Here is a 20,443-nt window from a genome sequence, read left to right as displayed (position 1 = left end):
ATGCATTCAGCCAGCCTTTCCACCGCGCCGCCAGCCCATCGCCTGCTGGCGGCCATGCCCATGGTATTCGTGCTGCTCTGGAGCACCGGCTTCGTGGTGGCCAAGTTCGGCTTGCCGTATGCGCCGCCGCTGACCTTCCTGCTGCTGCGCTTCGCCGGCGTGCTGCTGGTCCTGCTGCCTTTGGTGCTGCTGATGCGCGCCCCTTGGCCGGCAGGCCAGGTCCGGCATATCGCGATAGCGGGGATCTTGCTGCAGGGCGGTTACCTGGCCGGCGTCTGGTGCGCCATCAAGCTGGGCATGCCGGCCGGCGTGTCGGCGCTGATCGTCGGCATGCAGCCGATCCTGACTGCGTTCGCCGCGCCCTTGATCGGCGAATCGGTGCGGCCGCGCCAATGGCTGGGATTATTGCTTGGCATTTGCGGAGTCGGGCTGGTGGTCGCCGCCAAGGTCAGCCTGATCGGCCTTTCCTGGCAAAGCATCTCGCTGTGCCTGCTGGCTTTGGTTTCGATCACGCTCGGCACCTTGTACCAGAAACGCAAGTGTCCGCATTTCGATTTGCGCACCGGCACCATCATCCAGTTCGCCGCCTCGATCGCGGTGCTGCTGCCGTTCGCGGTTTTCTACGAACACCTGGGGCCAAGCCTGGATACGGTGCAATGGACGCCGCGCTTCATCGGCGCTTTGCTGTGGTCGATACTGGCCTTGTCGATCGGCGCGATCTTCCTGCTGTTCGCGCTGATACGCAAAAGCGCGGCAACCCGCGTCACCAGCCTGCTTTACCTGACGCCGCCGACCACCGCGCTGATGGCCTGGCTGATGTTTGGCGAAGTATTCAACCTGCTCGGCATCGTCGGCATGGCGGTGGCAATACTGGGCGTGGTCTTCGTCATGAAAAAATAAGCGGGTTCAAACCGGCAGCAGCATCACCAGCTTGAGTTCCGGCCGGTTGGCCACCCGCAGGTTGACTTGCCGGTACGACAGCTGGCCCAGGGCCGGATGGCTGAAGCGGCGTTCGCCGCCTTCCTTTTCCACTACGTCATGCAGGTTCCAGGCGCGTTTGAACGCGCTGCTGGCGGCGCTCAGGCGCGCCACCAGCTGGACAATCTCCGGTTCGTCCAGGTACATGCCGCAATCGGCCCGGAATTCCGCAGCCAGCCGGCTGGCCCGTTGTTGCCAGTCGCTGATGAGTTGCGCGGCTTCCGGGGAGCAGTAGGTGTATTCGAGCAGGTTCCTGCTGGCGCTTTTTTTATCCAGCCAGCCGACGAACAGTGTCTTGGCGGCGCGGTTCCAGGCGATCGCATTCCAGTGGCGGTCCAGCAGGTAGGCGGGGGTCTTGATGGCGCCGGTGACGGCCAGTATTTCAGCCGGGATTTCCTGGGCCAGCGCGTCCTGCGCCTGCGGATCTTTTTTGCCCGACAGTTCAAACAGATAAGCGCGCTTGGCGCGCGACAGCTGCAACGCTTCGGCGATCCGTGCCAGCGCCGGCGCCGACACCGACACGGTGCGCCCTTGTTCTATCCAGGTATACCAGGTGACGCTGATATCGCACAGCTGGGCCACTTCTTCGCGCCGCAAGCCGGGGGTGCGGCGGCGCGTGCTGCCGCCCAGCCTGAGCGCCGCGGTCGGGAGCTGGGTGCGCTGGGTCTTGATGAATTCGCCCAGTGCTTTGCGTTTGCCGGTCTGGTCCATGTTTATCCTGTTATTCGTAGTACTAGTATAAGCACTAGTCTTGTAACAGGATAAAAAATAATTAGACTGGATCCTGCCTGAAACGACATGGCCTATTCCCGAGGAGAAAACCGATGACCGCAGCACGCAACCACGACAAAGTAGTTTCCGAACAATTCGGCAGCACCGCTGCCGCCTACCTGACCAGCACCGTCCACGCCCAGGGCGCGGACTTGCAGCAGCTGGTAGCCTACGCCGGCAAATTCCCGCAAGGCAAGGCGCTCGACGTCGGCTGCGGAGCAGGGCATGCCGCGTTCGCGATTGCGCCGCATACCGGGGTAGTGATCGCCTACGACCTGGCTGCCGAAATGCTGGACGTCGTGCAGCAGGCTGCCGCCGAGCGCGGCTTGAAAAATCTTCACGTACAGCAAGGCAGCGCCGACCGCCTGCCGTTTGCCGATGCTTCATTTGAGCTGGTGTGTACGCGCTTTAGCGCGCATCATTGGACCAGGCTGCCAGAAGCGCTGGCTGAAATGGCGCGGGTGCTGAAACCGGGCGGCACATGCATTGTGATCGATACCGCTGCACCGGAGGACGTGTTGAGCGACACCTATTTCCAGTCGATCGAATTGCTGCGCGACACCTCGCACGTGCGCAATCGCAGCGTGGCGGGCTGGCGCCGGTTGCTGGCCGAAGCCGGATTGCGTCCGGCCGCGGACAACAGCTGGAAGCTGCCCTTGCAGTTCGATACCTGGGTGGCGCGGATGCGTACGCCGCCGGAACGGGTGGCGGCGATCAAGTCGTTGTGGGACAGCGCGCCGTCGGAAGTGGCGGCTTATTTTGAGCTGCAGGCCGACTACTCGTTTTCGATAGACGTCGTGCAGCTTGAATGTTACAAATAGTCAGAATGTCTGGATCAGGAGTTACGGTAAAATCTATCTCGCAAATTCTGGTCCAGACATCGAAAGTCGTTTAATTTAGTGCGCTAACCCTCTAATTCTCTTGCGATTTCTTAGATATTTGCCTACACTTCCACAAAGTTATAGATCGCCGCATATTGGAGCCGCAAATGGGCAAATCCGCGTTAATTGTTTTTTTGTCACTATTCCTCGTGCTCGCGAACGCGCCCGTTGCTCTTGCTTCAGCCCAAACTAAACACAGCACTGCAAAAAAAGCCGCTAAAAAACCAGCGGCTACAGCTGCTTCTACCGGCAAAAAAGCGGTAGCCAGATCCGGTTCCAGAAAACATGCCGTGATCGCGGCGCGCGGCCGGAGCGATACGGCATCGTTCAATAAAAATGAAAAGCTGGTGAAGAAAGTAGTGATGGTCCATGGCCGTCGCAAAGTCACTTACCAGCGCATCGCATTCGCGCCTGCAGTGCCGGCTTTGCCGCCGGTCTTGTCTGCCGGCGAGCAGGCCGGACTGAACCTGACGCGCGATCCGCTCGAACTGAAATCGAGCGTGGCGCTGGTGCTGGACCAGAACAGTTCGGAAGTGCTGCTGGATAAAAATTCCCAGATTGCATTGCCGATCGCGTCGCTGACCAAGCTGATGACCAGCATGGTGGTGGTGGAGTCGAAACAGGACATGAACGAAGTGCTGACCGTGACCGATGACGACATCGATCGCGAAAAGCACAGCGGCTCGCGCTTGCGCATCGGTTCGCAGCTGACGCGCGCCGACATGCTGCACATCGCCTTGATGAGTTCCGAGAACCGCGCCGCATCCGCGCTCGGCCGCTCCTATCCTGGCGGCTTGCCCGCTTTCGTGCTCGCCATGAACGCCAAGGCAAAAGCCCTGGGCATGACCGAAACCCACTATGTCGATTCGACCGGCCTGTCGCACCTGAATGTCGCCAGCGCCCGTGACCTGTCGCGCCTGGTCATGGCTGCCTACCAGCATCCGTTGATCCGCCAGTATTCGACCGATTCCAAATATGTAGTGGAGCCGGGCGGGCGGCCGCTGCAATACTCGACATCGAACCACCTGGTCGAAAATCCTGAATGGCAGATTGGTTTGCAAAAGACCGGATACATCAACGAAGCAGGCCGCTGCATGGTCATGCAGACCACGATCGACGGCCGCCAGTTCGTGATGGTGTTCCTCGATTCGCGCGGCAAGTATTCGCGCCAGGCAGATGCCGACCGGGTCCGCAGGTGGCTCGCCGACGCGCATCCTGCCGCCCTGACGCGAGTAAAGATCGCCGACGGCCAGACCTAGGGTTTACCCGGGACGTAGACCAGACCGGATTATCATCCGGCATAAAAAAAACAGAGTTTATTCATTGCGAATAAACTCTGTTTTTTTTTATGCCTTGCCTGGGCGGTTACGGCTGCTGCGAGGTGTATCCGAGCACCGCGGAAATCTGGTTCGCGGTGCTGATCAGGTCCTCCACCCATTCTTCCTGCAGGCGATCGGCCGGCGCCGAGATCGACAGGCCGGCCACCATCTTGCCGGAATCGTCGCGGATGCCGGCCGCCATGCAGCGCACGCCAAGCTCCAGCTCTTCATTGTCGCGCGCATAACCGAGCGCGCGCACCAGGCTCAATTCGCGCTCCAGCTTGCTGAGGTCGGTGATGGAATTCTTGTTGTGTCCTGCCAGCCCGGTGCGGGTGGCGTAGGCGCGCACCATTTTCGGATCGTCGATGGACAGGAACAGCTTGCCGGTGGATGTCAGGTGCAGCGGCGCCCGGCCGCCGATGGCGCGCACCACCTGCATGCCCGAGCGTTCGGAAAACGCCCGGTCGATATAGACGATTTCATCGCTCTGGCGCACCGACAGGTTGACCGTCTGGTTGGTCTTGCGATGCAGGCCGCGCATGAAATCAAGCGCTGCTTCGCGCACGTTGAGGCGGCTCTTGACGACATTGCCGAGTTCCAGCAGGCGCATGCCAAGGCGATAGCTGCCCGGCTCGGAGCGGTCGACAAAACGCTTCACCACCAGGTCGTTGAGGATCCGGTGCGCGGTCGACGGATGCAAGCCGGTGACGGCCGATAGTTCTTTCAGGCTTACCGGATCAGGGTAGAGCGCCAGCGTATCGAGCAGTGAAATCATGCGCTCTATGACCTGGATCGAAATCTTGTCGGCGTCGTCGGTAGTGGCTGGTTTCATTGGAGTAATGGTGCATTGCAATGGAATGTTTATATCATAATGTGAAAAGTTGTGCTTCGTTATTGTCGTCGATTAGAGTGCATTCACGAGCCGGCGCGCTGGCGGCGCGCGGCGAAAAAGCATTTAGCGTGCAGCGCAGCAAGGCTGTTAAAATTCGCTAACGCAAACCGGCGTTTCCATCACAGCGAGCCTAGTACCGCACTGGCTTGCCATCAGATCCAGCACAGCATGAGCGAAAACAAGCAATCATCGCGGTCGCAAGACGCGCCGCAGCAGCCGATCAGCGAATTCAAGAGCACCAGCGGATTCAAGAGGATTTTTTCAGCTTTCTTCTATTCGGCGGAAGGTTTCAAGTCGGCCTGGAAAAACGAACATGCATTCCGCCAGGAGCTGATGATCGTCGTTCCCGGCATCATCGTCGCCTTGCTGCTGCCGGTGACGGCGCTGCAGAAACTGCTGCTGATCGCGGTGCTGGTCTGGATCATCATCATCGAGCTGATCAATTCGGCGATCGAAGCGGTGGTGGACCGGGTCTCGCTGGAGCGCAATCCGCTCTCCAAGAACGCCAAGGATTTCGGCAGCGCCGCAGTGCTGCTGACCTGCGTGCTGGCGGTCGCCACCTGGGCGGTGATCCTGTATCCCGTCCTGTCCCAAGGCTAAATCCCGCAAAGAAAGCTTTTCGGTTTTCTGTTGCCCACGTTTGCACGTTTGTGTATATTTACACTTGTTTGTGCATGATATGGGCGATATGAACACGACCAACCTACTTCTCAAAGAGCGCCACGCATTCATCCGGCAACGCCTGCTGGCTGACGGCCGGGTGCTGGCGCTGGACCTGGCGCAGCAGCTTAACGTCTCGGAAGACACCATCCGGCGCGACCTGCGCGACCTCGCCGCCGCCGGTTTGTGCACCCGCGTATACGGCGGAGCGCTGCCGCTGCCTCCCGCGCCGGGGCCGCTGGCTGAACGGCGGGCCCAGGCGCCGGAGCGCAAAGCGCAGCTGGCGCGGGCGGCGGTGTCGCTGGTGACGGCCGGCAACGTGCTGTTCATCGACGCCGGTTCGACCAACCTGGAGATTGCCGCGGCATTGCCGGAGCTGCCGCTGACGGTCGTCACCAATGCCGCTGCAGTCGCGCTGGCGCTGCAAGAACGGCCGGCGATTGAACTGATCATGATCGGCGGCCGGGTCGACCGCCGCAGCGGCGCCAACCTGGGCGCGGCCGCGCTGCGCGACGCCGAGCGCATGCGGCCCGACATTTTTTTCCTGGGCGGCTGCGGGGTCGACGCCACCGCCGGCGTCACCTGCTTTAACTACGAAGAAGCCGAATTCAAGCGCAGCCTGGCTGCCGTCAGCAAAGCAGTGCTGGTGGCCGCCACCAGCGAAAAATTCGGTACTGCCGCGACTTATGCGGTGCTGCCTGCCGCCCACCTTACCCACCTGGTGCTCGAATCCGACACCGACAGCAGCCAGGCCGGCGAGTTTGCCCGGCAAGGCGTGCAACTGCTGTATGCCGACGCTGACTACCTGAAAGCCCAGCCATGAACCATATCGGTCCCAAGCAGCGCCTCGCTACCCGCCTGGCCTTCCTTAGCGCAGGCCTGGCCATGGCGGCCTGGGCGCCGCTGGTGCCGTATGTCAAAGCGCGGCTCGGGCTGCAAGAAGCCGAGCTTGGTTTGCTGCTGCTGTGCCTGGGTGTCGGCTCCTTGCTGGCCATGCCGCTGACCGGCGTGCTGGCGGCGCGCCTCGGCTGCCGGCGCGTGGTCCTGGCGGCCGGCGGCCTGGCTTGCCTGGCGCTGCCTTGCCTGCCGCTGGCGGCCAGCGCGCCGCAGCTGGCGCTTACCTTGTTCATCTTCGGCGCAGCCATAGGCACCCTCGATGTGGCAATGAACATACACGCCGTAATGGTGGAAAAAGCCAGCGGCGACGCCCTCATGTCCGGCTTCCACGGGCTGTTCAGCGTGGGCGGATTCCTCGGCGCCGGCGGCATGGCGCTGCTGCTGTGGAGCGGCTTGAGCCCGGCGTGGGCCAGCCTGGCGGCGGCGCTGGTGGTGGCGCTGGCGCTGGCGGCGGCCGGTCCGCACCTGTTGCGCGAGCCGGAACCGGGCGAGCGCGGAAGCTTGTTCGTGCTGCCGCATGGCGCGGTGATCTTTATCGGCGTGCTGTGTTTTATCGTATTCCTGGTGGAGGGCGCGATCCTCGACTGGAGCGCGCTGTTCCTGACCGCCAGCCGCGGCCTGGACCCCCGCCAGGGCGGACTCGGTTATGCCGCTTTTGCCATCGCCATGACCAGCGGCCGCCTCAGCGGCGACCGCATCGTCAAGCGTTTTGGCGGCAAGCGCGTATTGCTGCTGGGCGGCCTGTGCGCTGCCGTCGGTTTTTTCGTGGCGGTGTTTGCGCCGACTGCCAGCATGGCCTTGCTCGGTTTTGTCTTGATCGGGCTGGGCGCATCCAATATCGTGCCTATCCTGTTTACCGCGGCCGGTAGCCAGCCGGCGATGCCGGCCAGCCTGGCGATTGCCGCCATCACCACCATCGGTTACGCCGGCATCCTGGCCGGCCCCGCGCTGATCGGCTTTGTGGCGCACGCCAGCAGCCTGAGCATTGCCTTCGGCGGACTGGGCTGCGCATTGCTGCTGGTAGCCTCCAGCGCGTATCTTGGCGTGGCTAGCGGGACTGCGGGCAGGTCGCGCTGAGAGCGGCGGCCAAGGCAGCTGCCGTCGCGCCGCGCGGCAACGCGATTCCTCACAGCTTGCAAAGCTATATGCTAATTCAGCGGGAATAAGCGTCCCCTTTATTCGGCTGGCCAGTCCATACATATCTGTTTTTTGCATAAGGAGAGAAGAAAGAATTCGTTTTGTTTTCCAGGCCGCCTCATTAATCTGTATTCCTCAAAACAAAAAACATCTACAAACAAGGGAAGCAGAACATGTTCAAGAAAATAGTCAGGTCGGTCATCGCCATCGCCTTGGTAGCCCAGGGTGCGCAGATTGTCCATGCGGCTGATTTTTCGCTGCTCAATGTTTCTTACGATCCGACACGCGAGCTGTACCAGGAGTACAACAAGGCTTTTGCCAAGTACTGGAAAGACAAGACCGGCGACAACCTCACCCTGAAGGCGTCGCATGGCGGCTCCGGCAAACAGGGGCGCTCGGTGATCGACGGCCTGGAAGCCGACGTGGTGACCCTGGCGCTGGCCTACGATATCGACGAGATTTCAGAAAAAGCCAAGCTGCTGCCGGCCGACTGGCAAAAGCGCTTGCCGCATAACAGCACGCCGTATACATCGACCATCGTGCTGCTGGTGCGCAAAGGCAATCCGAAGGGCATCAAGGACTGGGATGACCTGGTCAAGCCTGGCGTATCGGTCGTGGTGGCCAATCCGAAAACTTCCGGCGGCGCGCGCTGGGCCTACCTGGCCGCATACGGTTATGCGCTGAAGAAGAACAATAACGACGACGCCAAGGCGCGCGATTTCATCTCGCGCCTGTACAAGAACGTACCGGTGCTCGATTCCGGCGCGCGCGGTTCGACCGTCACCTTCGCCGAACGCGGCGTAGGCGATGTGCTGCTGTCGTGGGAAAACGAAGCCTACCTGGTGGAGGCGGAATTCGGCAAAGGCAAGTTCGATACGGTGTTTCCGTCCCTGAGCATCCTGGCCGAACCGCCGGTGGCGGTGGTCGACAAGGTGGTCGACAAGCGCGGCACGCGCAAGATTGCGCAAGCCTACCTGGAGTACCTGTACTCGCCGGAAGGCCAGGAAATCGCCGCCCACAATTATTACCGTCCTATCGATCCTAAAGTCGCCGCCAAGTACGCCGGCAAGTTTCCGAAGCTGAGCCTGTTCACCATCGACGACACTTTCGGCGGCTGGAAAAATGCGCAGAAGGTCCACTTCAGCGACGGCGGCGTGTTCGACAAGATTTATCAGCCTGGCGTGAAATAAACAGGCTGACCGGAATGAATCAACTGCCCTGCCTGGCGGGGCGGTTTCTAGATTGCTACAAATGACTATTTTGTTATTGGCCGGCAGCCCGTCGGCGCCTTCGCGCTCTACCCGTTTATTGCATTACACAGGTGAAAAACTGGCGTTGCTGGGGCATCGCTACAGCAAGCTCGACGTGCGCGACCTGCCGGGCGATGCACTGCTGCGGGCCGATTTCAGCCACGCGGCGATCCAGGCTGCGCTGGAGCAGGTAGCGCAAGCTACCGCGGTGGTAGTGGCGACGCCGGTCTACAAGGCCTCGTACAGCGGCGTGCTGAAAGCGTTCCTCGACCTGCTGCCGCAGTTCGGCCTGACCGACAAGCTGGTGCTGCCGCTGGCCACCGGCGGCAGCCAGTCGCACATGCTGGCGCTGGATTACGCCTTGCGCCCGGTATTGTCGTCGCTGGCGGCGCGCCATGTACTGCCCAGCATCTATGCGACCGAAGCGCAGGTGCAATGGTCAGAGCAAGAAGGATTGAGCCTGGACCAGGCCATCTTCCAGCGCATCAGCGAAGGCGTGCAGCAGTTGTCGGACAGCTTGCTGGCGCTGCGTAAAACCGGCGCCAGCCATTTCGATCCGATTCCGTTTTCGCAGGTGCGATGTAGCGTGTAGCAGAAAATCCGGCCGAATCAGCTAACTAGGACAACACACCCCGCCCAGCGTTCTGTAAAAAATCCGCCTTGACTGGCGGGGGGGAGCGTTTTGTCTAAAAAAACAGGAAGCAAGCAATGACAGTCTCGACCAGCAACAAACACACAAGGCGCCACGTGCTGGCGCTGCTCTCCGCAATCGCCGCCGGCGCGTTCGCGACGGGCTTGCCGCAACCGGCGCAGGCGCAGGACAAGCAGGTGCTGCGCATCGGTTACCAGAAAGCCGCCAGCACCCTGGTGCTGCTGAAAGCCCACGGCACTTTGGAAAAGCGCCTGGCAGCGCAGGGCATCGAGGTCAAATGGGCGGAATTTGCCGCCGGCCCGCAATTGCTGGAAGCCTTGAACGTCGGCTCGGTCGACTTCGGTTATGTCGGCGAAGCGCCGCCGATCGTGGCGCAGGCCGCCGGCGCCGATTTCGTGTACAGCGCCTATGAGATCCCGACGCCGGAAGCGGAAAGCATCCTGGTGCCGAAGAATTCGCCGATCACTTCGCTGGCGCAATTGAAGGGCAAGAAAATCGCCTTCAACAAAGGTTCTGACGTGCACTGGCTGGTCATCAGCCTGTTGAAGAAGGGCGGCGTCGCCTACAGCGATTTCCAGCCGATCTACCTGGCGCCGGCCGATGCCCGCGCTGCCTTTGAACGCGGCGCGGTCGACGGCTGGGCGATCTGGGATCCGTTCCAGACGGCGGCGATCAAGCAGATCGATGCGCGGGTGCTGGCGAGCGGCAGCGGCGTCGTCAGCCACCACCAGTTCTTCCTGAGCGCGCGCAAATATGCGGAAAAGAACCAGGCGGTAGTCAATGCGATCCTGGAAGAAGCCGGCAAGGAAGGGCAGTGGATACGGACCAACTACAAGGAAGCGGCCACCCAGCTGGCGCCGATCCAGGGACTGGAGCCGGACGTGATCGAAACCGGCCTCAAGCATTACGCGCACATCTACAAGCCGGTTGACAGCAAGGTGCTGGACGAGCAGCAGAAGATCGCCGACACCTTCTATGCGTTGAAACTGATTCCCAAGAAGATTTCGACGCGCGACGCTGTATTGCCGGCCACCATATCGCCTGCCAAATTGGCAGACAAATCCTGAGGCCTGACACATGTCTATCTCTTTGTTTTGCCGCCGCTCCCTGCAGAAAATCCGCCGCGCAATGGCGCTGCCGCTGCTGGCCGCGCTGCTGCTTGCGTCGCCGCTGATCCAGGCGCAGCCGGCAGCCAGGGAGCCCGAGCAGATACGCATCGGCTTCCAGAAAAGCGCGGTCAACCTGGTGGTGCTGAAACAGCGCGGCACGCTGGAACAGCGCTTCAAGAACAGCAAGATCGTCTGGCTCGAATTTCCCGCCGGTCCGCAGCTGCTGGAAGCCCTGTCCGCCGGCAGCCTGGATTTCGGCCTGACCGGGGACGGCCCACCGGTATTTGCGCAGGCGGCCAACAAGGATCTGCTGTACGTCGGCGCCGAGCCGCCGAAGCCGGAGAGCTCGGCGTTGCTGGTGCAGCCCGCGTCGGACATCAAGACGCTGGCGGATTTGAAGGGCAAACGCATCGCTTTGCAAAAGGGTTCCAGCGCGCAATTCCTGCTGGTGCGGGCCGTCAGGAAAGCCGGCCTGGCCTGGACCGACATCCAGCCGGTCTACCTGGCGCCGGCCGATGCCCGCGCTGCGTTTGAACGCGGCAGCGTCGACGCCTGGGTGATCTGGGATCCGTATTACGGCGCCGCCGAACTGAGTTTCAAGCCGCGCGTCCTGAGCACCGGCAGCGGCCTGTCGAACAATAATTCGTTCTACCTGGCGGCGCGCGGTTTTACCGAAAACTATCCCGGCACGATACTGAGCCTGCTGGATGAACTGACCAAGGCCGACCGCTACGTGCAGCAAAACCGCAAGGAGGTAGCGCAGCTGATTGCCGACGTCAGCGGCCTGAACCTGGCGACGGTGCATCTGTTCCTGCGCCGCCGTCCCGATCCGTCGCCGACCGCCGTGCTCAGCCCGGCCCTGGTGGCCGACCAGCAGCGGGTGGCGGACAGCTTCAAGGAACTGGGCCTGATTCCGCGCGCGGTCAAGGTGGCCGATATCGTCTGGCATCCCAAGAACGCGCCGCTGGCGCAGCGGTAAACACATACATATACGGAAGCAGTCATGAACGTTTTCTGGTTTATTCCTACCCACGGCGACAGCCGTTATCTCGGCACCTCCCAAGGTGCGCGCCCGGTCAACTTCGATTACATGAAGCAGATCGCGGTGGCGGCCGACACCCTCGGTTACGACGGTGTGCTGCTGCCGACCGGACGCTCTTGCGAAGACGCCTGGGTAGTAGCATCGAGCTTGCTTGGTTTCACCCAGCGCCTGAAATTCCTGGTGGCGATCCGGCCCGGCCTGAGCACGCCTGGCCTGGCGATCCGCATGGCCTCGACTTTCGACCGGCTGTCGAACGGCCGCCTGCTGATCAACGTGGTCACCGGCGGCGACCAGGCCGAGCTGGAAGCGGACGGCTTGTCCGCCGACCATGCCGAGCGTTATGAAATTTCCTCTGAATTCCTGAAGGTCTGGCGCGGCGCCTTGTCTGGCGAAGGCGGCGACGCCGGCTACAACTTCATCGGCAAGCACATCAAGGTCAAAGGCGCGAAGACACTGTACCCGCCGGTGCAGAAGCCGTATCCGCCTTTATATTTCGGCGGTTCTTCGGAGCCGGCGCATGCGCTGGCGGCGGAGCAGGTCGATGTCTACCTGACCTGGGGCGAACCGCCGGCAGCGGTCGCTGAAAAGATTGCCGACATCCGCGCCCGCGCCGCCAGGCATGGCCGCACCGTCCGTTTCGGGATCCGGCTGCACGTGATCGTGCGCGAAACCAGCCAGGCCGCATGGGCTGCGGCCGAGGAACTGATCAGCCATGTCGACGACGACGTGATCGCCCGGGCCCAGGCAGCATTTTCCAAGATGGATTCGGAAGGGCAGCGGCGCATGGCGGCCTTGCACGGCGGCCGCCGCGACAAGCTGGAAGTGTCGCCCAACCTGTGGGCCGGGGTCGGCCTGGTGCGCGGCGGCGCCGGCACCGCGCTGGTGGGCGATCCGGAAACCGTGGCGGAACGGATGCAGGAATATGCGGCATTGGGCATAGATACATTCATCCTCTCCGGTTATCCGCACCTGGAAGAATCCTATCGTTTTGCCGAACTGGTTTTTCCTTTGCTGGGCAAGGGCCGCGCCGCCTCTGGCGAGCAAGCACTGACCGGGCCGTTCGGCGAAGTGATCGCCAACGGCCTGCTGCCGAAGGCAACGCAAAGTTGATGGAGGCGACATGAGTGCAATCAGTAGCGCGGCAACCGCAGCTGCGCGGCCGCAAGCCGGTAAAACAGGGAAGGTCCGCAAGCTTCAGGCTGCGCGCATCTGGCAAGAACGCCTGCTGCCCTGGCTGCTGCCGGCGGCCCTGATCCTGGGCTGGGAATTTGCTGCCAAGGTGGGCTGGCTGTCGAGCCGGATCTTGCCTGAGCCGTGGGCGGTGGCGCGCGCGGCGTGGTCGCTGACGCTGTCCGGTGAACTGTGGACACATGTGCGGGTCAGCGCCTGGCGCGCGATTTCAGGTTTTGCCGTGGGCGGCGGCCTGGGCCTGCTGCTGGGTTTGCTGACCGGGACTTTCAAGCGGGCGGAAACTTTGCTCGACACCAGCATCCAGATGATCCGCAACATCCCGGCGCTGGCCCTGATCCCGCTGGTGATCCTGTGGTTCGGCATCGATGAGTCGTCGAAACTGTTCCTGGTGTCGATCGGGGTATTTTTCCCGGTGTACCTGAACACTTTCCATGGCATCCGCTCGGTCGACAAAGGCTTGATCGAAATGGCCAGGAGCTACGGCTTGTCCGGCTGGCCCTTGTACCGCGATGTGATCCTGCCGGGAGCCTTGCCGTCGATACTGGTCGGCGTGCGTTTTGCGCTGGGCCTGGTGTGGGTCTTGCTGATCGTCGCCGAGACCATCTCGGCGCAGGCCGGGATCGGTTACATGACCATGAATGCGCGCGAATTCCTGCAGACCGATGTGGTGCTGGTAGGCATCCTGCTGTATGCCTTGCTGGGCAAGCTGGCCGATATCCTGGCGCGTGTGCTGGAACGTTACTGGCTGCGCTGGCATCCCGGTTATCAATAAGTGTGCAGTACAAGTTAATCAAGGTGGAAACGCGATGCAGAATGATCCAGTCGAAAATGCCGAAGTAAAAGCCGCGGGCCAGCTTGGCGCCGGCCGCGGCGTCGGCATCCGGGTGCGCTCGGTGTCGAAGTCGTACGCCGGGCGGGAAGTGCTGAAGACGCTCGATGTCGAAGTGGCCGCCGGTGAATTCGTCGCGGTTGTCGGCCGCAGCGGTTGCGGCAAGAGCACCCTGCTGCGGCTGATCGCCGGGCTGGAGCAGGCCAGCGGCGGCAGCATCGGCTTCGGTGCGCACGGCGAGAAGGCGGAAATCCGCATCATGTTCCAGGATTCCCGGCTGCTGCCGTGGAAGCGGGTGCTCGGCAATGTCGGCCTCGGCTTGCCGAAAGCCTCGCTGGCTTCGGCCAAAGCACTGGCGCAGGTCGGCCTGGAAGACCGGGCCGATGAATGGCCGGCGGTATTGTCCGGCGGCCAGCGGCAGCGGGTAGCGCTGGCGCGGGCGCTGGTGCACGACCCCGAACTGCTGCTGCTGGATGAGCCGCTCGGTGCGCTGGACGCCTTGACCCGCATCGAGATGCAGCAGCTGATCGAATCGCTGTGGAAGGAACGCGGATTTACCGCCGTGCTGGTGACGCATGACGTGCAGGAGGCGATTGCGCTGGCGGACCGCGTGCTGCTGATCGAAGACGGCGACATCACGCTGGACGAACGGATCAGCCTGCCGCGTCCGCGCGCACGCGGCAACCTGGCTTTTGCGCAGCTGGAAGAACGGATACTGGCGCGCGTATTGAAACACCCCGCGGCACAGCTTGATTCGGCGCTAGGCGATGTTTCGCTGCAGCGTACGGTAAGCCAGGTCGGCTGGGCCATCTGATGTCTGACGCAATTTTTGACGCATTTTTTTGAAGCAGCCGCATTACCAAAGGAGAACCAATGAGTATCCAGGCAATTAACGTCCGCAACCAGTTCCGCGGCAAGATCCACAGCATTACCGAGGATGACGTGTTATCCGCGCTCGATATCGAAACGCCTTCGGGCATCGTTTCCTCGGTCATCACCACCCGTTCCGTGCGCGACCTCGGCCTGGTGGTCGGATCTGAAGTGGTGGCGCTGGTGAAAGCTACCGAAGTATCGCTCGCCAAGCTGTAATTTTTTACCGCTGGAAAATCCCATCCAATCGTATCTGTTCAGGAAAATATCATGACTATCCAAGCCATCAATGTACGCAACCAGTTCAAGGGCAAGATCAAGGCCATCATCGAAGGCACGGTCGTCTCGGAAGTCGACGTCGAGACGCCGGCCGGCATCGTCACTTCGGTGATCACCACCCGTTCGGTCAAGGACCTGGGCCTGGTGATCGGTACCGAAGTGGTGGCGCTGGTGAAGGCTACCGAAGTATCGATCGCCAAGATCTGATTGCCATCCTTTCTTGTATCGACCACATCGAGGTAAGCACATGTCCTTTCCCGCCCTGGAACAGTATCTGGCCCGCCTGAACGGCGCCAGGGATGACCCGGCCCGCGACGCTGCCCGCAGCGATTGCCGGGTCTGGCTGGACGGCGACGGGCGCGCCCAGGGGCGTTATTTCAACACCACCCTGACCAGCGTATTCCAGCCTTTGCGCCGGATCGAGGCTGGGACAGGCAAGGGCGCCATCGTCGGCCATGAAGGTTTTGCCCACAGCTATTCGGCCAGCGACAACGGCCTGTACCTGTGGAAACTGCTGGACCATGCGGCCAGCGACGACGAATCGATCGAACTCGACCGCCTGTGCCGCATGCTGCATTCAATCAATTTCTACCGCCAGGCAGAAGCCACCGCGGGCGATCTCTACCTGAGCGTGCATGCGCGCCTGCTGGCGGCGGTCGACAGCAACCACGGCATGGCGTTCCGGCGGATCCTGACGCTGCTCGGCCTGCCGCACGAGCGGATCGTGCTGCAGCTGCCGACCATTACCGAAAACCAGGGCTGGCTGCTAAACTATGTGCTGGACAATTACCGGCGCAATCATTTCCGGCTGGCGGTGAATGCCGACGACGTGGCGCAGGCGGCAAGCCTGCTGGAACGGGTGCGGCCGGATGTGATCAAGATCGATGCGCGCGGCGTCGCGCACGACGAGCAGGCCACGCGCCTGCTGGAAGACTGCGCCAAGCGCGGGATCCAGGTGATTTTCAAGCGGCTGGAAAAGGCGCGCGACCTGGAAGTGCTGCAGCAGCTGGCGAGGATTGCCGCGCTGCCTCTGCATGCGCAAGGTTTTCTGTGGGACTTGCCGCAAGCCGCGCTGCATGCATTCACGGCGCCCGGCACGCTGCAGGACGGCCTCTCTACGGCGGAACTCGATACTGGAGGAAGTTGATCATGGCGACGCTGTCATCGTTCCGCGTGCTGGTGGTGCCCGGGCTGTACAACAGCGGCCCGCAGCACTGGCAATCGCGCTGGCAGCGGCTGTACCCCAGTTTCGAGCGCGTCGAGCAAGCCAGCTGGGATGCGCCGGTGCTGGAAGTCTGGTCGGAGCGTTTGCGGCAGCAGCTGCTGAAATCGGAACAGCCGGCGCTGGCGATAGCGCACAGTTTCGGCTGCCTGACCACGGTGCACAGCGCCTTGAACGAAGTTCCCAACCTGGCCGGTGCGTTGCTGGTAGCGCCGGCCGATCCCGACAAGTTCGATGTCGGCGCGGCCGTCAACGGCCGCCTGCCGGTGCCGGCGATCGTGGTCGGCAGCCTGAACGACCCATGGATGGAAAGCCGGCGCGCGCGCCATTGGGCGAAAACCTGGGGCGCCGAATACATCGACGCCGGCGCGCTCGGGCACATCAACGCCGAATCCAACCTGGGGGACTGGCTGTACGGCCAGTCCTTGCTGCAGCGGCTGGTGGCGATGTCGGCCGAGCGTCCGCAGGAAGCGCGGCCCGCGGCTGCCCGCTAGTCAAGCGCGGCGCGCTTCGGGAGCGACATGCATGGAATTTTCCCGTGTCCGATTGCCGAGATAGACGGCCCGATAGCGCAGGTAACCTTCAAATTCAACCTGCTTGCGCAAAAATTCGCCGCCTAATTTTTCGATGAAACCGGCATAGGAATCATGCACCATCTCATCGTAAAATGCGCCCACCTCAGGAGGCACTTTGATCGTCTGGATCACGTTATAAATCTCAGTGACATTTTTATTATAGTTATGCCGCGCAGACCGGTCCTCTGGATCAACAATGGGAAGATATCGAGATACCAGCTCGATCTGCTTGGCGAACACTTCTTGCCCCTTTCGATAATAGAACAGGCTATTTCGCTCTTTCATATTGCCCAAATTGTCGCGGTATTTAATGATTCCAGCTGCCTGTGCATACCTCACGCTATACAGGCGCTCAAAACCTTCAGCCGTATTTACCATGTGGCGCCAGGCCAAATACATCAAGCCGTGCGCACGTAATTGCCGATCAATGGGGAGATCCTTGACGATGCGGCAGTTGGTGAAATAGCCGGCTACCGCCTTGCGGACTTCGGGATCCAGCGCGAATTGTGCAATCAATGGATTCTCGTCAGTCTCGGACTCCGGCGTCACCTCTAGCCATGGCTGACCGGCGGAATGATATTCACAGGCTTTTCTTGCGGCCTGATACATATCGTTGAGTGGGAGTTGCGACAGCTTTTTGCTATCGTCCGGGACCGGCACGCCATCAACGATTCGTACCGCCTTGCCTTGAGCGCCGGGGGCATAGCCGCCGCCGACATCGGCATGTGCGCCGGGATAATAATGTTCGTAACAATTTGATGGCAAGACATCGCCTTGACATGTGCTATCGAGGGGGAAGACAGTGCGAAACTCATGCAGGGCCACGTAATGAACGCAGTTCCTGACCTCCGGATGAATGCGCAAATTCTCCACCGTAGCCCAGTCCCAGTGACCCTCACCATTGTTTGCATTGGTAACGCCCACCGACGCAACCGTATCCATGAGGCCCAGCATACGGACATAGGCGGGAATACCAAACAGTTTACCGTCAATCAGGAAATATTGATGCAGCCAATTGGTGAACACGCGCGCCTGGGCTGCGCCACGGGAAAATCCGAATACATCGAGATAAATTCCCGCCAGTCGCGGCAAGGTCTTCGGCGCCTTGAGCTGGATGCTCAGCTTGAGGGCACATTGTTTCAAGAAGTCCTCTCGCGTCTTTTCGTAATCGACCAGACCGGATTTTAAACCGAGCGCTTTGAGTATCTGGTCTTCCTCGGACGGAATGGGTATTGGCCATTCACGTCGATCTTCAGGCTTTACCCAGTGATCGCTGCACAAAGCTTTCATTTGCTTATCATCAAACATTGGATCATCACGATTCACAAAACTATGTACCGAATTCAGGACTTGAAGCAGTCCCCATATGATGCGCGGCTCACCGCCCTTGCCGGCCGCTGCTTCTCGTATGTCTTCGCCATCGGTGCCGAGTTCTTCAAACGGTGTCGCGACACCCGGAATGTAGTGTGAAAAAAAACCTTCCTGCCATTCATCTCGGTATGCCGAAAATAAGCGAGCAATATTGCTTTGGGAAAGGGATGGGGTATCGCGTTCCATATTGTTGTCGGTACCATCAAAAAAAATGCCGATACTCAAATTGAAGTCGCAATATGTTCCACAGTCCATCGGCAACGCGCGTGGACAGACTACTTCGGCCTGTTCAAGGCCGGATTTTGCATTCGCCATGTTTATTTCCCCTGTGCCGGTTCAGGTTTTTCATCGGGGAGTGGCACATAGTCAGGAGCAGGCCCGCGCGGATACGAGGGGCCAGGGTAGTCAGGATTCGCTACCCCGGCACGCGCATACCATACTTCGACTTGATGTCCCGGCAAGAAATGAACTTTCAAACCATAGCCATCCCCTGGGGGAACAGCAAAATGCACTGGCACGGTAGCCTCATGCCAGCGTTTCTCAGCGACTCTCGTGCGATAGGTTTCCCATTTCACGGTCACCATGGTGGGAGTGCTGGTCGGCCGTGACAGACTTACGCAGCACACCGTCTTTCCACCACCGCCCCAACCGTTATACTGCACGCCACCCCAGCTGCCGTTGACATAGAAGTTACCAATACCTATCCCTTTGCCGTAATGCGACACAGACGAAATGGTGGTGCCAATCTTCTCTTCTGCCACCAACCGGTTTGAACCGGCGCCAGCACAGGCGCTTAACATCAATGCCAGGAGTGCTGGCAACAACCAACGCAATAACGCAAATTTAGAGAAACTGTTTTTCACCTGGTTTTCCTTGAAAAAATGCTAGTGTTTAAATTGAAATCACAATGTTTTTCGCAATCCATTGGCAACGCACATGGAGAGACTACTTGGGCAGGCTCGATGCAGGACTTTGCATTCGTCATGTTTATTTCCCCTTGGCCGGTTCAGATTTCGTCGGAGAGAGGAACATAATCCGGAGCGGGAGGGCGGGGGTAGGGAGGTCCAGGATATTCTGTTGATTCCGGATACTGCCTAGTTACCCAAATCTCAACTCGATGCCCGGGCAGAAAATGGACATACATACCGGAGCTCTTTCCTACTGGGACGGCAAAATTGACCGGAACAGTCGCCTCATGCCATCGCTCCTCTGTGCCCCCCGTACGATAGGTCTCCCATTTCACCGTCACCATGGTGGGCACGTTGGTAGCACTCGGCATGGTCACGCAACACACCGTCGCACCTCCGCCACCCCAACCATCATATAAAACTCCGCCCCATTTACCGTTGATATAGAAGTCTCCAATTCCGATACCCTTGCCATAGTGCGACACTGCCGAAACGGAGGTGGCAATCTTTCCTTCCGCCACCAATCGGTTTGATCCCGCACCAGCACAAGCGCTTAACAGCAATGCCAGGAGTGCCGGCAACAACCAACGCAATAATGCAGATTTAAAGAAATTATTCGTCATCTGATTTCCCTTAAAAAATACCGACACTCAAATTGAAGTCGCAATGTTTTCCGCAATCCGTCGGCAACGGGCGTGGACAGATTATTTCGGCCTACTCAAGGCCGGATTTTGCATTCGCCATGTTTATTTCCCCTGTGCCGGTTCAGGTTTTTCGTCGGGGAGAGGAATATAATTTGGGGCCGGGCCGCGCGGATAAGCTGGCCCGGGATAGTTGGGGCTTCCAATTCCTTCATCTGCGATCCAAATTTCGACTTTATGACCAGGTAGGAAATGCACAACCGCGCCATAACCTGTTCCTGGTTTCGCTTCTGATATATGTAGCGGTACGGTAGCTTCATGCCAGCGTTTCTCAGTAACCGCCGTGCGATAGGTTTCCCATTTCACGGTCACCATGGTGGGGATGCTGGTCTTGTACGGCAGACTTACGCAGCACACCGTTTTTCCACCACCACCCCAACCGTTATACTGGACTCCGCCCCAGCTACCATTGACATAGAAGTTGCCAATGCCAATCCCTTTGCCGTAATGCGATACAGACGAAATCGAGGTGGCAATCTTTCCTTCCGCTACCAATCGGTTTGATCCCGCACCAGCACAGGCGCTTAACAGCAATGCCAGGAGTGACGGCAGCAACCATCGCAATAATGCAGATTTAAAGAAATTATTCGTCATCTAATTTCCCTTGGTGGTGATTTTCCATAAACTTCCCCTGCACTTGGTTTTGGTGCGGGGAATTCTGGCACAGGGAAATAATATTATCAAATGAACATTTAATGTTATTTAAGTAACATAACAGTGATGAGTATTTCAGAGGCTGCCACCGGCAAGCCATGGCCTGAATGAATCGATAAAGCATCCGCGCATAAAAAAAGGAGCCGAAGCTCCTTTTGCGCATTTGGATTTGCCTGAATCAGGCAAATGCACCAATCTTCTCAACCACCGCATTACGCACCGACCCGCTCACCACAAACGACTGCGCCACCGCGA

General features: G+C 60.0%; 23 protein-coding genes. 17 read left to right on the top strand and 6 right to left on the bottom strand.

Going from position 1 to position 20,443, the window contains the following annotated elements:
* Entirely contained in the window at positions 1–900 is a 900-nt protein-coding gene (locus AC07RZ_RS17460) for a DMT family transporter (RefSeq protein ID WP_494668890.1), read from the top strand.
* 6 nt (positions 901–906) lie between these two features.
* Here the strand turns inward: AC07RZ_RS17460 and AC07RZ_RS17455 are convergent, their stop codons facing one another.
* Entirely contained in the window at positions 907–1,689 is a 783-nt protein-coding gene (locus AC07RZ_RS17455; RefSeq protein ID WP_494668889.1) for a helix-turn-helix transcriptional regulator, read from the bottom strand.
* Between the two features lie 113 nt (positions 1,690–1,802).
* Here AC07RZ_RS17455 and AC07RZ_RS17450 point away from each other — a divergent pair, with 113 nt between their 5' ends.
* Positions 1,803–2,570 carry a class I SAM-dependent methyltransferase gene (locus AC07RZ_RS17450; protein WP_494668888.1) on the top strand — a complete coding sequence of 256 codons (768 nt, stop codon included), beginning with the start codon at positions 1,803–1,805 and terminating at the stop codon, positions 2,568–2,570.
* A gap of 167 nt (positions 2,571–2,737) precedes the next feature.
* Positions 2,738–3,889 (top strand): D-alanyl-D-alanine endopeptidase, encoded by a 1,152-nt coding sequence (gene pbpG / locus AC07RZ_RS17445; RefSeq protein ID WP_494668887.1) that lies wholly within the window; start codon positions 2,738–2,740, stop codon positions 3,887–3,889.
* A gap of 106 nt (positions 3,890–3,995) precedes the next feature.
* Here pbpG and AC07RZ_RS17440 read toward each other — a convergent pair whose 3' ends face one another.
* Positions 3,996–4,781, bottom strand: a complete 786-nt coding sequence (locus AC07RZ_RS17440; protein WP_494668886.1) for an IclR family transcriptional regulator — start codon at positions 4,779–4,781, stop codon at positions 3,996–3,998.
* A 228-nt stretch (positions 4,782–5,009) separates the two neighbouring features.
* Here AC07RZ_RS17440 and AC07RZ_RS17435 point away from each other — a divergent pair, with 228 nt between their 5' ends.
* From AC07RZ_RS17435 to AC07RZ_RS17370, 14 genes are all read left to right on the top strand, one after another.
* Positions 5,010–5,441, top strand: coding sequence for a diacylglycerol kinase (locus tag AC07RZ_RS17435; protein ID WP_144741095.1), 432 nt, complete (start codon positions 5,010–5,012; stop codon positions 5,439–5,441).
* Positions 5,442–5,529: 88 nt separating this feature from the next.
* A complete protein-coding gene (locus AC07RZ_RS17430) occupies positions 5,530–6,324 on the top strand; it encodes a DeoR/GlpR family DNA-binding transcription regulator (RefSeq protein ID WP_144741092.1) in 795 nt (264 codons plus the stop codon).
* On the top strand, positions 6,321–7,475 hold the full coding sequence (locus AC07RZ_RS17425; protein ID WP_494668885.1) for an MFS transporter: 1,155 nt from the start codon (positions 6,321–6,323) through the stop codon (positions 7,473–7,475). The genes AC07RZ_RS17430 and AC07RZ_RS17425 overlap by 4 nt, the downstream gene beginning before the upstream one ends.
* A 233-nt stretch (positions 7,476–7,708) precedes the next feature.
* Positions 7,709–8,725, top strand: a complete 1,017-nt coding sequence (locus AC07RZ_RS17420; protein ID WP_092398273.1) for a sulfate ABC transporter substrate-binding protein — start codon at positions 7,709–7,711, stop codon at positions 8,723–8,725.
* A 61-nt stretch (positions 8,726–8,786) separates the two neighbouring features.
* Positions 8,787–9,377, top strand: a complete 591-nt coding sequence (gene ssuE, locus AC07RZ_RS17415) for an NADPH-dependent FMN reductase (protein ID WP_494668884.1) — start codon at positions 8,787–8,789, stop codon at positions 9,375–9,377.
* 116 nt (positions 9,378–9,493) lie between these two features.
* Entirely contained in the window at positions 9,494–10,504 is a 1,011-nt protein-coding gene (locus AC07RZ_RS17410) for a sulfonate ABC transporter substrate-binding protein (protein WP_494668883.1), read from the top strand.
* 10 nt (positions 10,505–10,514) lie between these two features.
* On the top strand, positions 10,515–11,525 hold the full coding sequence (locus tag AC07RZ_RS17405; RefSeq protein WP_494668882.1) for a sulfonate ABC transporter substrate-binding protein: 1,011 nt from the start codon (positions 10,515–10,517) through the stop codon (positions 11,523–11,525).
* A 24-nt stretch (positions 11,526–11,549) separates the two neighbouring features.
* The gene (gene ssuD, locus AC07RZ_RS17400) at positions 11,550–12,698 is read left to right on the top strand and encodes an FMNH2-dependent alkanesulfonate monooxygenase (protein ID WP_494668881.1); all 1,149 of its coding nucleotides are present in this window, start codon (positions 11,550–11,552) and stop codon (positions 12,696–12,698) included.
* 10 nt (positions 12,699–12,708) lie between these two features.
* Complete coding sequence (ssuC, locus tag AC07RZ_RS17395; RefSeq protein ID WP_494668880.1) at positions 12,709–13,551, top strand: aliphatic sulfonate ABC transporter permease SsuC; 843 nt, start codon at positions 12,709–12,711, stop codon at positions 13,549–13,551.
* A gap of 34 nt (positions 13,552–13,585) precedes the next feature.
* Complete coding sequence (locus AC07RZ_RS17390; protein WP_494668879.1) at positions 13,586–14,422, top strand: ATP-binding cassette domain-containing protein; 837 nt, start codon at positions 13,586–13,588, stop codon at positions 14,420–14,422.
* A 59-nt stretch (positions 14,423–14,481) separates the two neighbouring features.
* A complete protein-coding gene (locus AC07RZ_RS17385; protein ID WP_014007004.1) occupies positions 14,482–14,697 on the top strand; it encodes a TOBE domain-containing protein in 216 nt (71 codons plus the stop codon).
* Between the two features lie 51 nt (positions 14,698–14,748).
* On the top strand, positions 14,749–14,964 hold the full coding sequence (locus tag AC07RZ_RS17380; protein WP_014007003.1) for a TOBE domain-containing protein: 216 nt from the start codon (positions 14,749–14,751) through the stop codon (positions 14,962–14,964).
* Positions 14,965–15,004: 40 nt separating this feature from the next.
* The gene (locus AC07RZ_RS17375; RefSeq protein ID WP_494668878.1) at positions 15,005–15,904 is read left to right on the top strand and encodes an EAL domain-containing protein; all 900 of its coding nucleotides are present in this window, start codon (positions 15,005–15,007) and stop codon (positions 15,902–15,904) included.
* Positions 15,905–15,906: 2 nt separating this feature from the next.
* A complete protein-coding gene (locus AC07RZ_RS17370; protein ID WP_494668877.1) occupies positions 15,907–16,473 on the top strand; it encodes an RBBP9/YdeN family alpha/beta hydrolase in 567 nt (188 codons plus the stop codon).
* Here AC07RZ_RS17370 and AC07RZ_RS17365 read toward each other — a convergent pair whose 3' ends face one another.
* From AC07RZ_RS17365 to AC07RZ_RS17350, 4 genes are all read right to left on the bottom strand, one after another.
* Positions 16,474–18,240 carry a T6SS phospholipase effector Tle1-like catalytic domain-containing protein gene (locus AC07RZ_RS17365; protein WP_494668876.1) on the bottom strand — a complete coding sequence of 589 codons (1,767 nt, stop codon included), beginning with the start codon at positions 18,238–18,240 and terminating at the stop codon, positions 16,474–16,476. It abuts the gene before it with no gap.
* Between the two features lie 2 nt (positions 18,241–18,242).
* Complete coding sequence (locus AC07RZ_RS17360; protein ID WP_494668875.1) at positions 18,243–18,788, bottom strand: DUF3304 domain-containing protein; 546 nt, start codon at positions 18,786–18,788, stop codon at positions 18,243–18,245.
* Positions 18,789–18,931: 143 nt separating this feature from the next.
* Positions 18,932–19,456, bottom strand: coding sequence for a DUF3304 domain-containing protein (locus AC07RZ_RS17355; protein WP_494668874.1), 525 nt, complete (start codon positions 19,454–19,456; stop codon positions 18,932–18,934).
* A gap of 123 nt (positions 19,457–19,579) precedes the next feature.
* Positions 19,580–20,128 carry a DUF3304 domain-containing protein gene (locus AC07RZ_RS17350; protein ID WP_494668873.1) on the bottom strand — a complete coding sequence of 183 codons (549 nt, stop codon included), beginning with the start codon at positions 20,126–20,128 and terminating at the stop codon, positions 19,580–19,582.
* Between the last annotated feature and the right edge of the window lie 315 nt (positions 20,129–20,443).

It is taken from the genome of Collimonas sp. GW821-FHT07E08, from assembly GCF_059418905.1.
The sequence above is the reverse complement of the archived record's forward strand: the minus strand, read 5'-3'. Positions and strand labels throughout refer to the sequence as shown.

Excerpts from the sequence above, each read along its gene's own strand:
- AC07RZ_RS17450 (WP_494668888.1), top strand. The coding sequence starts at position 1,803 with ATGACCGCAGCACGCAACCACGACAAAGTAGTTTCCGAACAATTCGGC.
- AC07RZ_RS17410 (WP_494668883.1), top strand. The coding sequence starts at position 9,494 with ATGACAGTCTCGACCAGCAACAAACACACAAGGCGCCACGTGCTGGCG.
- AC07RZ_RS17425 (WP_494668885.1), top strand. The coding sequence starts at position 6,321 with ATGAACCATATCGGTCCCAAGCAGCGCCTCGCTACCCGCCTGGCCTTC.
- AC07RZ_RS17455 (WP_494668889.1), bottom strand. The coding sequence starts at position 1,689 with ATGGACCAGACCGGCAAACGCAAAGCACTGGGCGAATTCATCAAGACC.
- AC07RZ_RS17430 (WP_144741092.1), top strand. The coding sequence starts at position 5,530 with ATGAACACGACCAACCTACTTCTCAAAGAGCGCCACGCATTCATCCGG.
- AC07RZ_RS17380 (WP_014007003.1), top strand. The coding sequence starts at position 14,749 with ATGACTATCCAAGCCATCAATGTACGCAACCAGTTCAAGGGCAAGATC.
- AC07RZ_RS17375 (WP_494668878.1), top strand. The coding sequence starts at position 15,005 with ATGTCCTTTCCCGCCCTGGAACAGTATCTGGCCCGCCTGAACGGCGCC.
- AC07RZ_RS17460 (WP_494668890.1), top strand. The coding sequence starts at position 1 with ATGCATTCAGCCAGCCTTTCCACCGCGCCGCCAGCCCATCGCCTGCTG.
- AC07RZ_RS17420 (WP_092398273.1), top strand. The coding sequence starts at position 7,709 with ATGTTCAAGAAAATAGTCAGGTCGGTCATCGCCATCGCCTTGGTAGCC.
- AC07RZ_RS17385 (WP_014007004.1), top strand. The coding sequence starts at position 14,482 with ATGAGTATCCAGGCAATTAACGTCCGCAACCAGTTCCGCGGCAAGATC.
- AC07RZ_RS17365 (WP_494668876.1), bottom strand. The coding sequence starts at position 18,240 with ATGGCGAATGCAAAATCCGGCCTTGAACAGGCCGAAGTAGTCTGTCCA.
- pbpG (WP_494668887.1), top strand. The coding sequence starts at position 2,738 with ATGGGCAAATCCGCGTTAATTGTTTTTTTGTCACTATTCCTCGTGCTC.
- AC07RZ_RS17370 (WP_494668877.1), top strand. The coding sequence starts at position 15,907 with ATGGCGACGCTGTCATCGTTCCGCGTGCTGGTGGTGCCCGGGCTGTAC.
- ssuE (WP_494668884.1), top strand. The coding sequence starts at position 8,787 with ATGACTATTTTGTTATTGGCCGGCAGCCCGTCGGCGCCTTCGCGCTCT.
- AC07RZ_RS17350 (WP_494668873.1), bottom strand. The coding sequence starts at position 20,128 with ATGACGAATAATTTCTTTAAATCTGCATTATTGCGATGGTTGCTGCCG.
- AC07RZ_RS17440 (WP_494668886.1), bottom strand. The coding sequence starts at position 4,781 with ATGAAACCAGCCACTACCGACGACGCCGACAAGATTTCGATCCAGGTC.
- ssuD (WP_494668881.1), top strand. The coding sequence starts at position 11,550 with ATGAACGTTTTCTGGTTTATTCCTACCCACGGCGACAGCCGTTATCTC.
- ssuC (WP_494668880.1), top strand. The coding sequence starts at position 12,709 with ATGAGTGCAATCAGTAGCGCGGCAACCGCAGCTGCGCGGCCGCAAGCC.
- AC07RZ_RS17405 (WP_494668882.1), top strand. The coding sequence starts at position 10,515 with ATGTCTATCTCTTTGTTTTGCCGCCGCTCCCTGCAGAAAATCCGCCGC.
- AC07RZ_RS17435 (WP_144741095.1), top strand. The coding sequence starts at position 5,010 with ATGAGCGAAAACAAGCAATCATCGCGGTCGCAAGACGCGCCGCAGCAG.
- AC07RZ_RS17355 (WP_494668874.1), bottom strand. The coding sequence starts at position 19,456 with ATGACGAATAATTTCTTTAAATCTGCATTATTGCGTTGGTTGTTGCCG.
- AC07RZ_RS17390 (WP_494668879.1), top strand. The coding sequence starts at position 13,586 with ATGCAGAATGATCCAGTCGAAAATGCCGAAGTAAAAGCCGCGGGCCAG.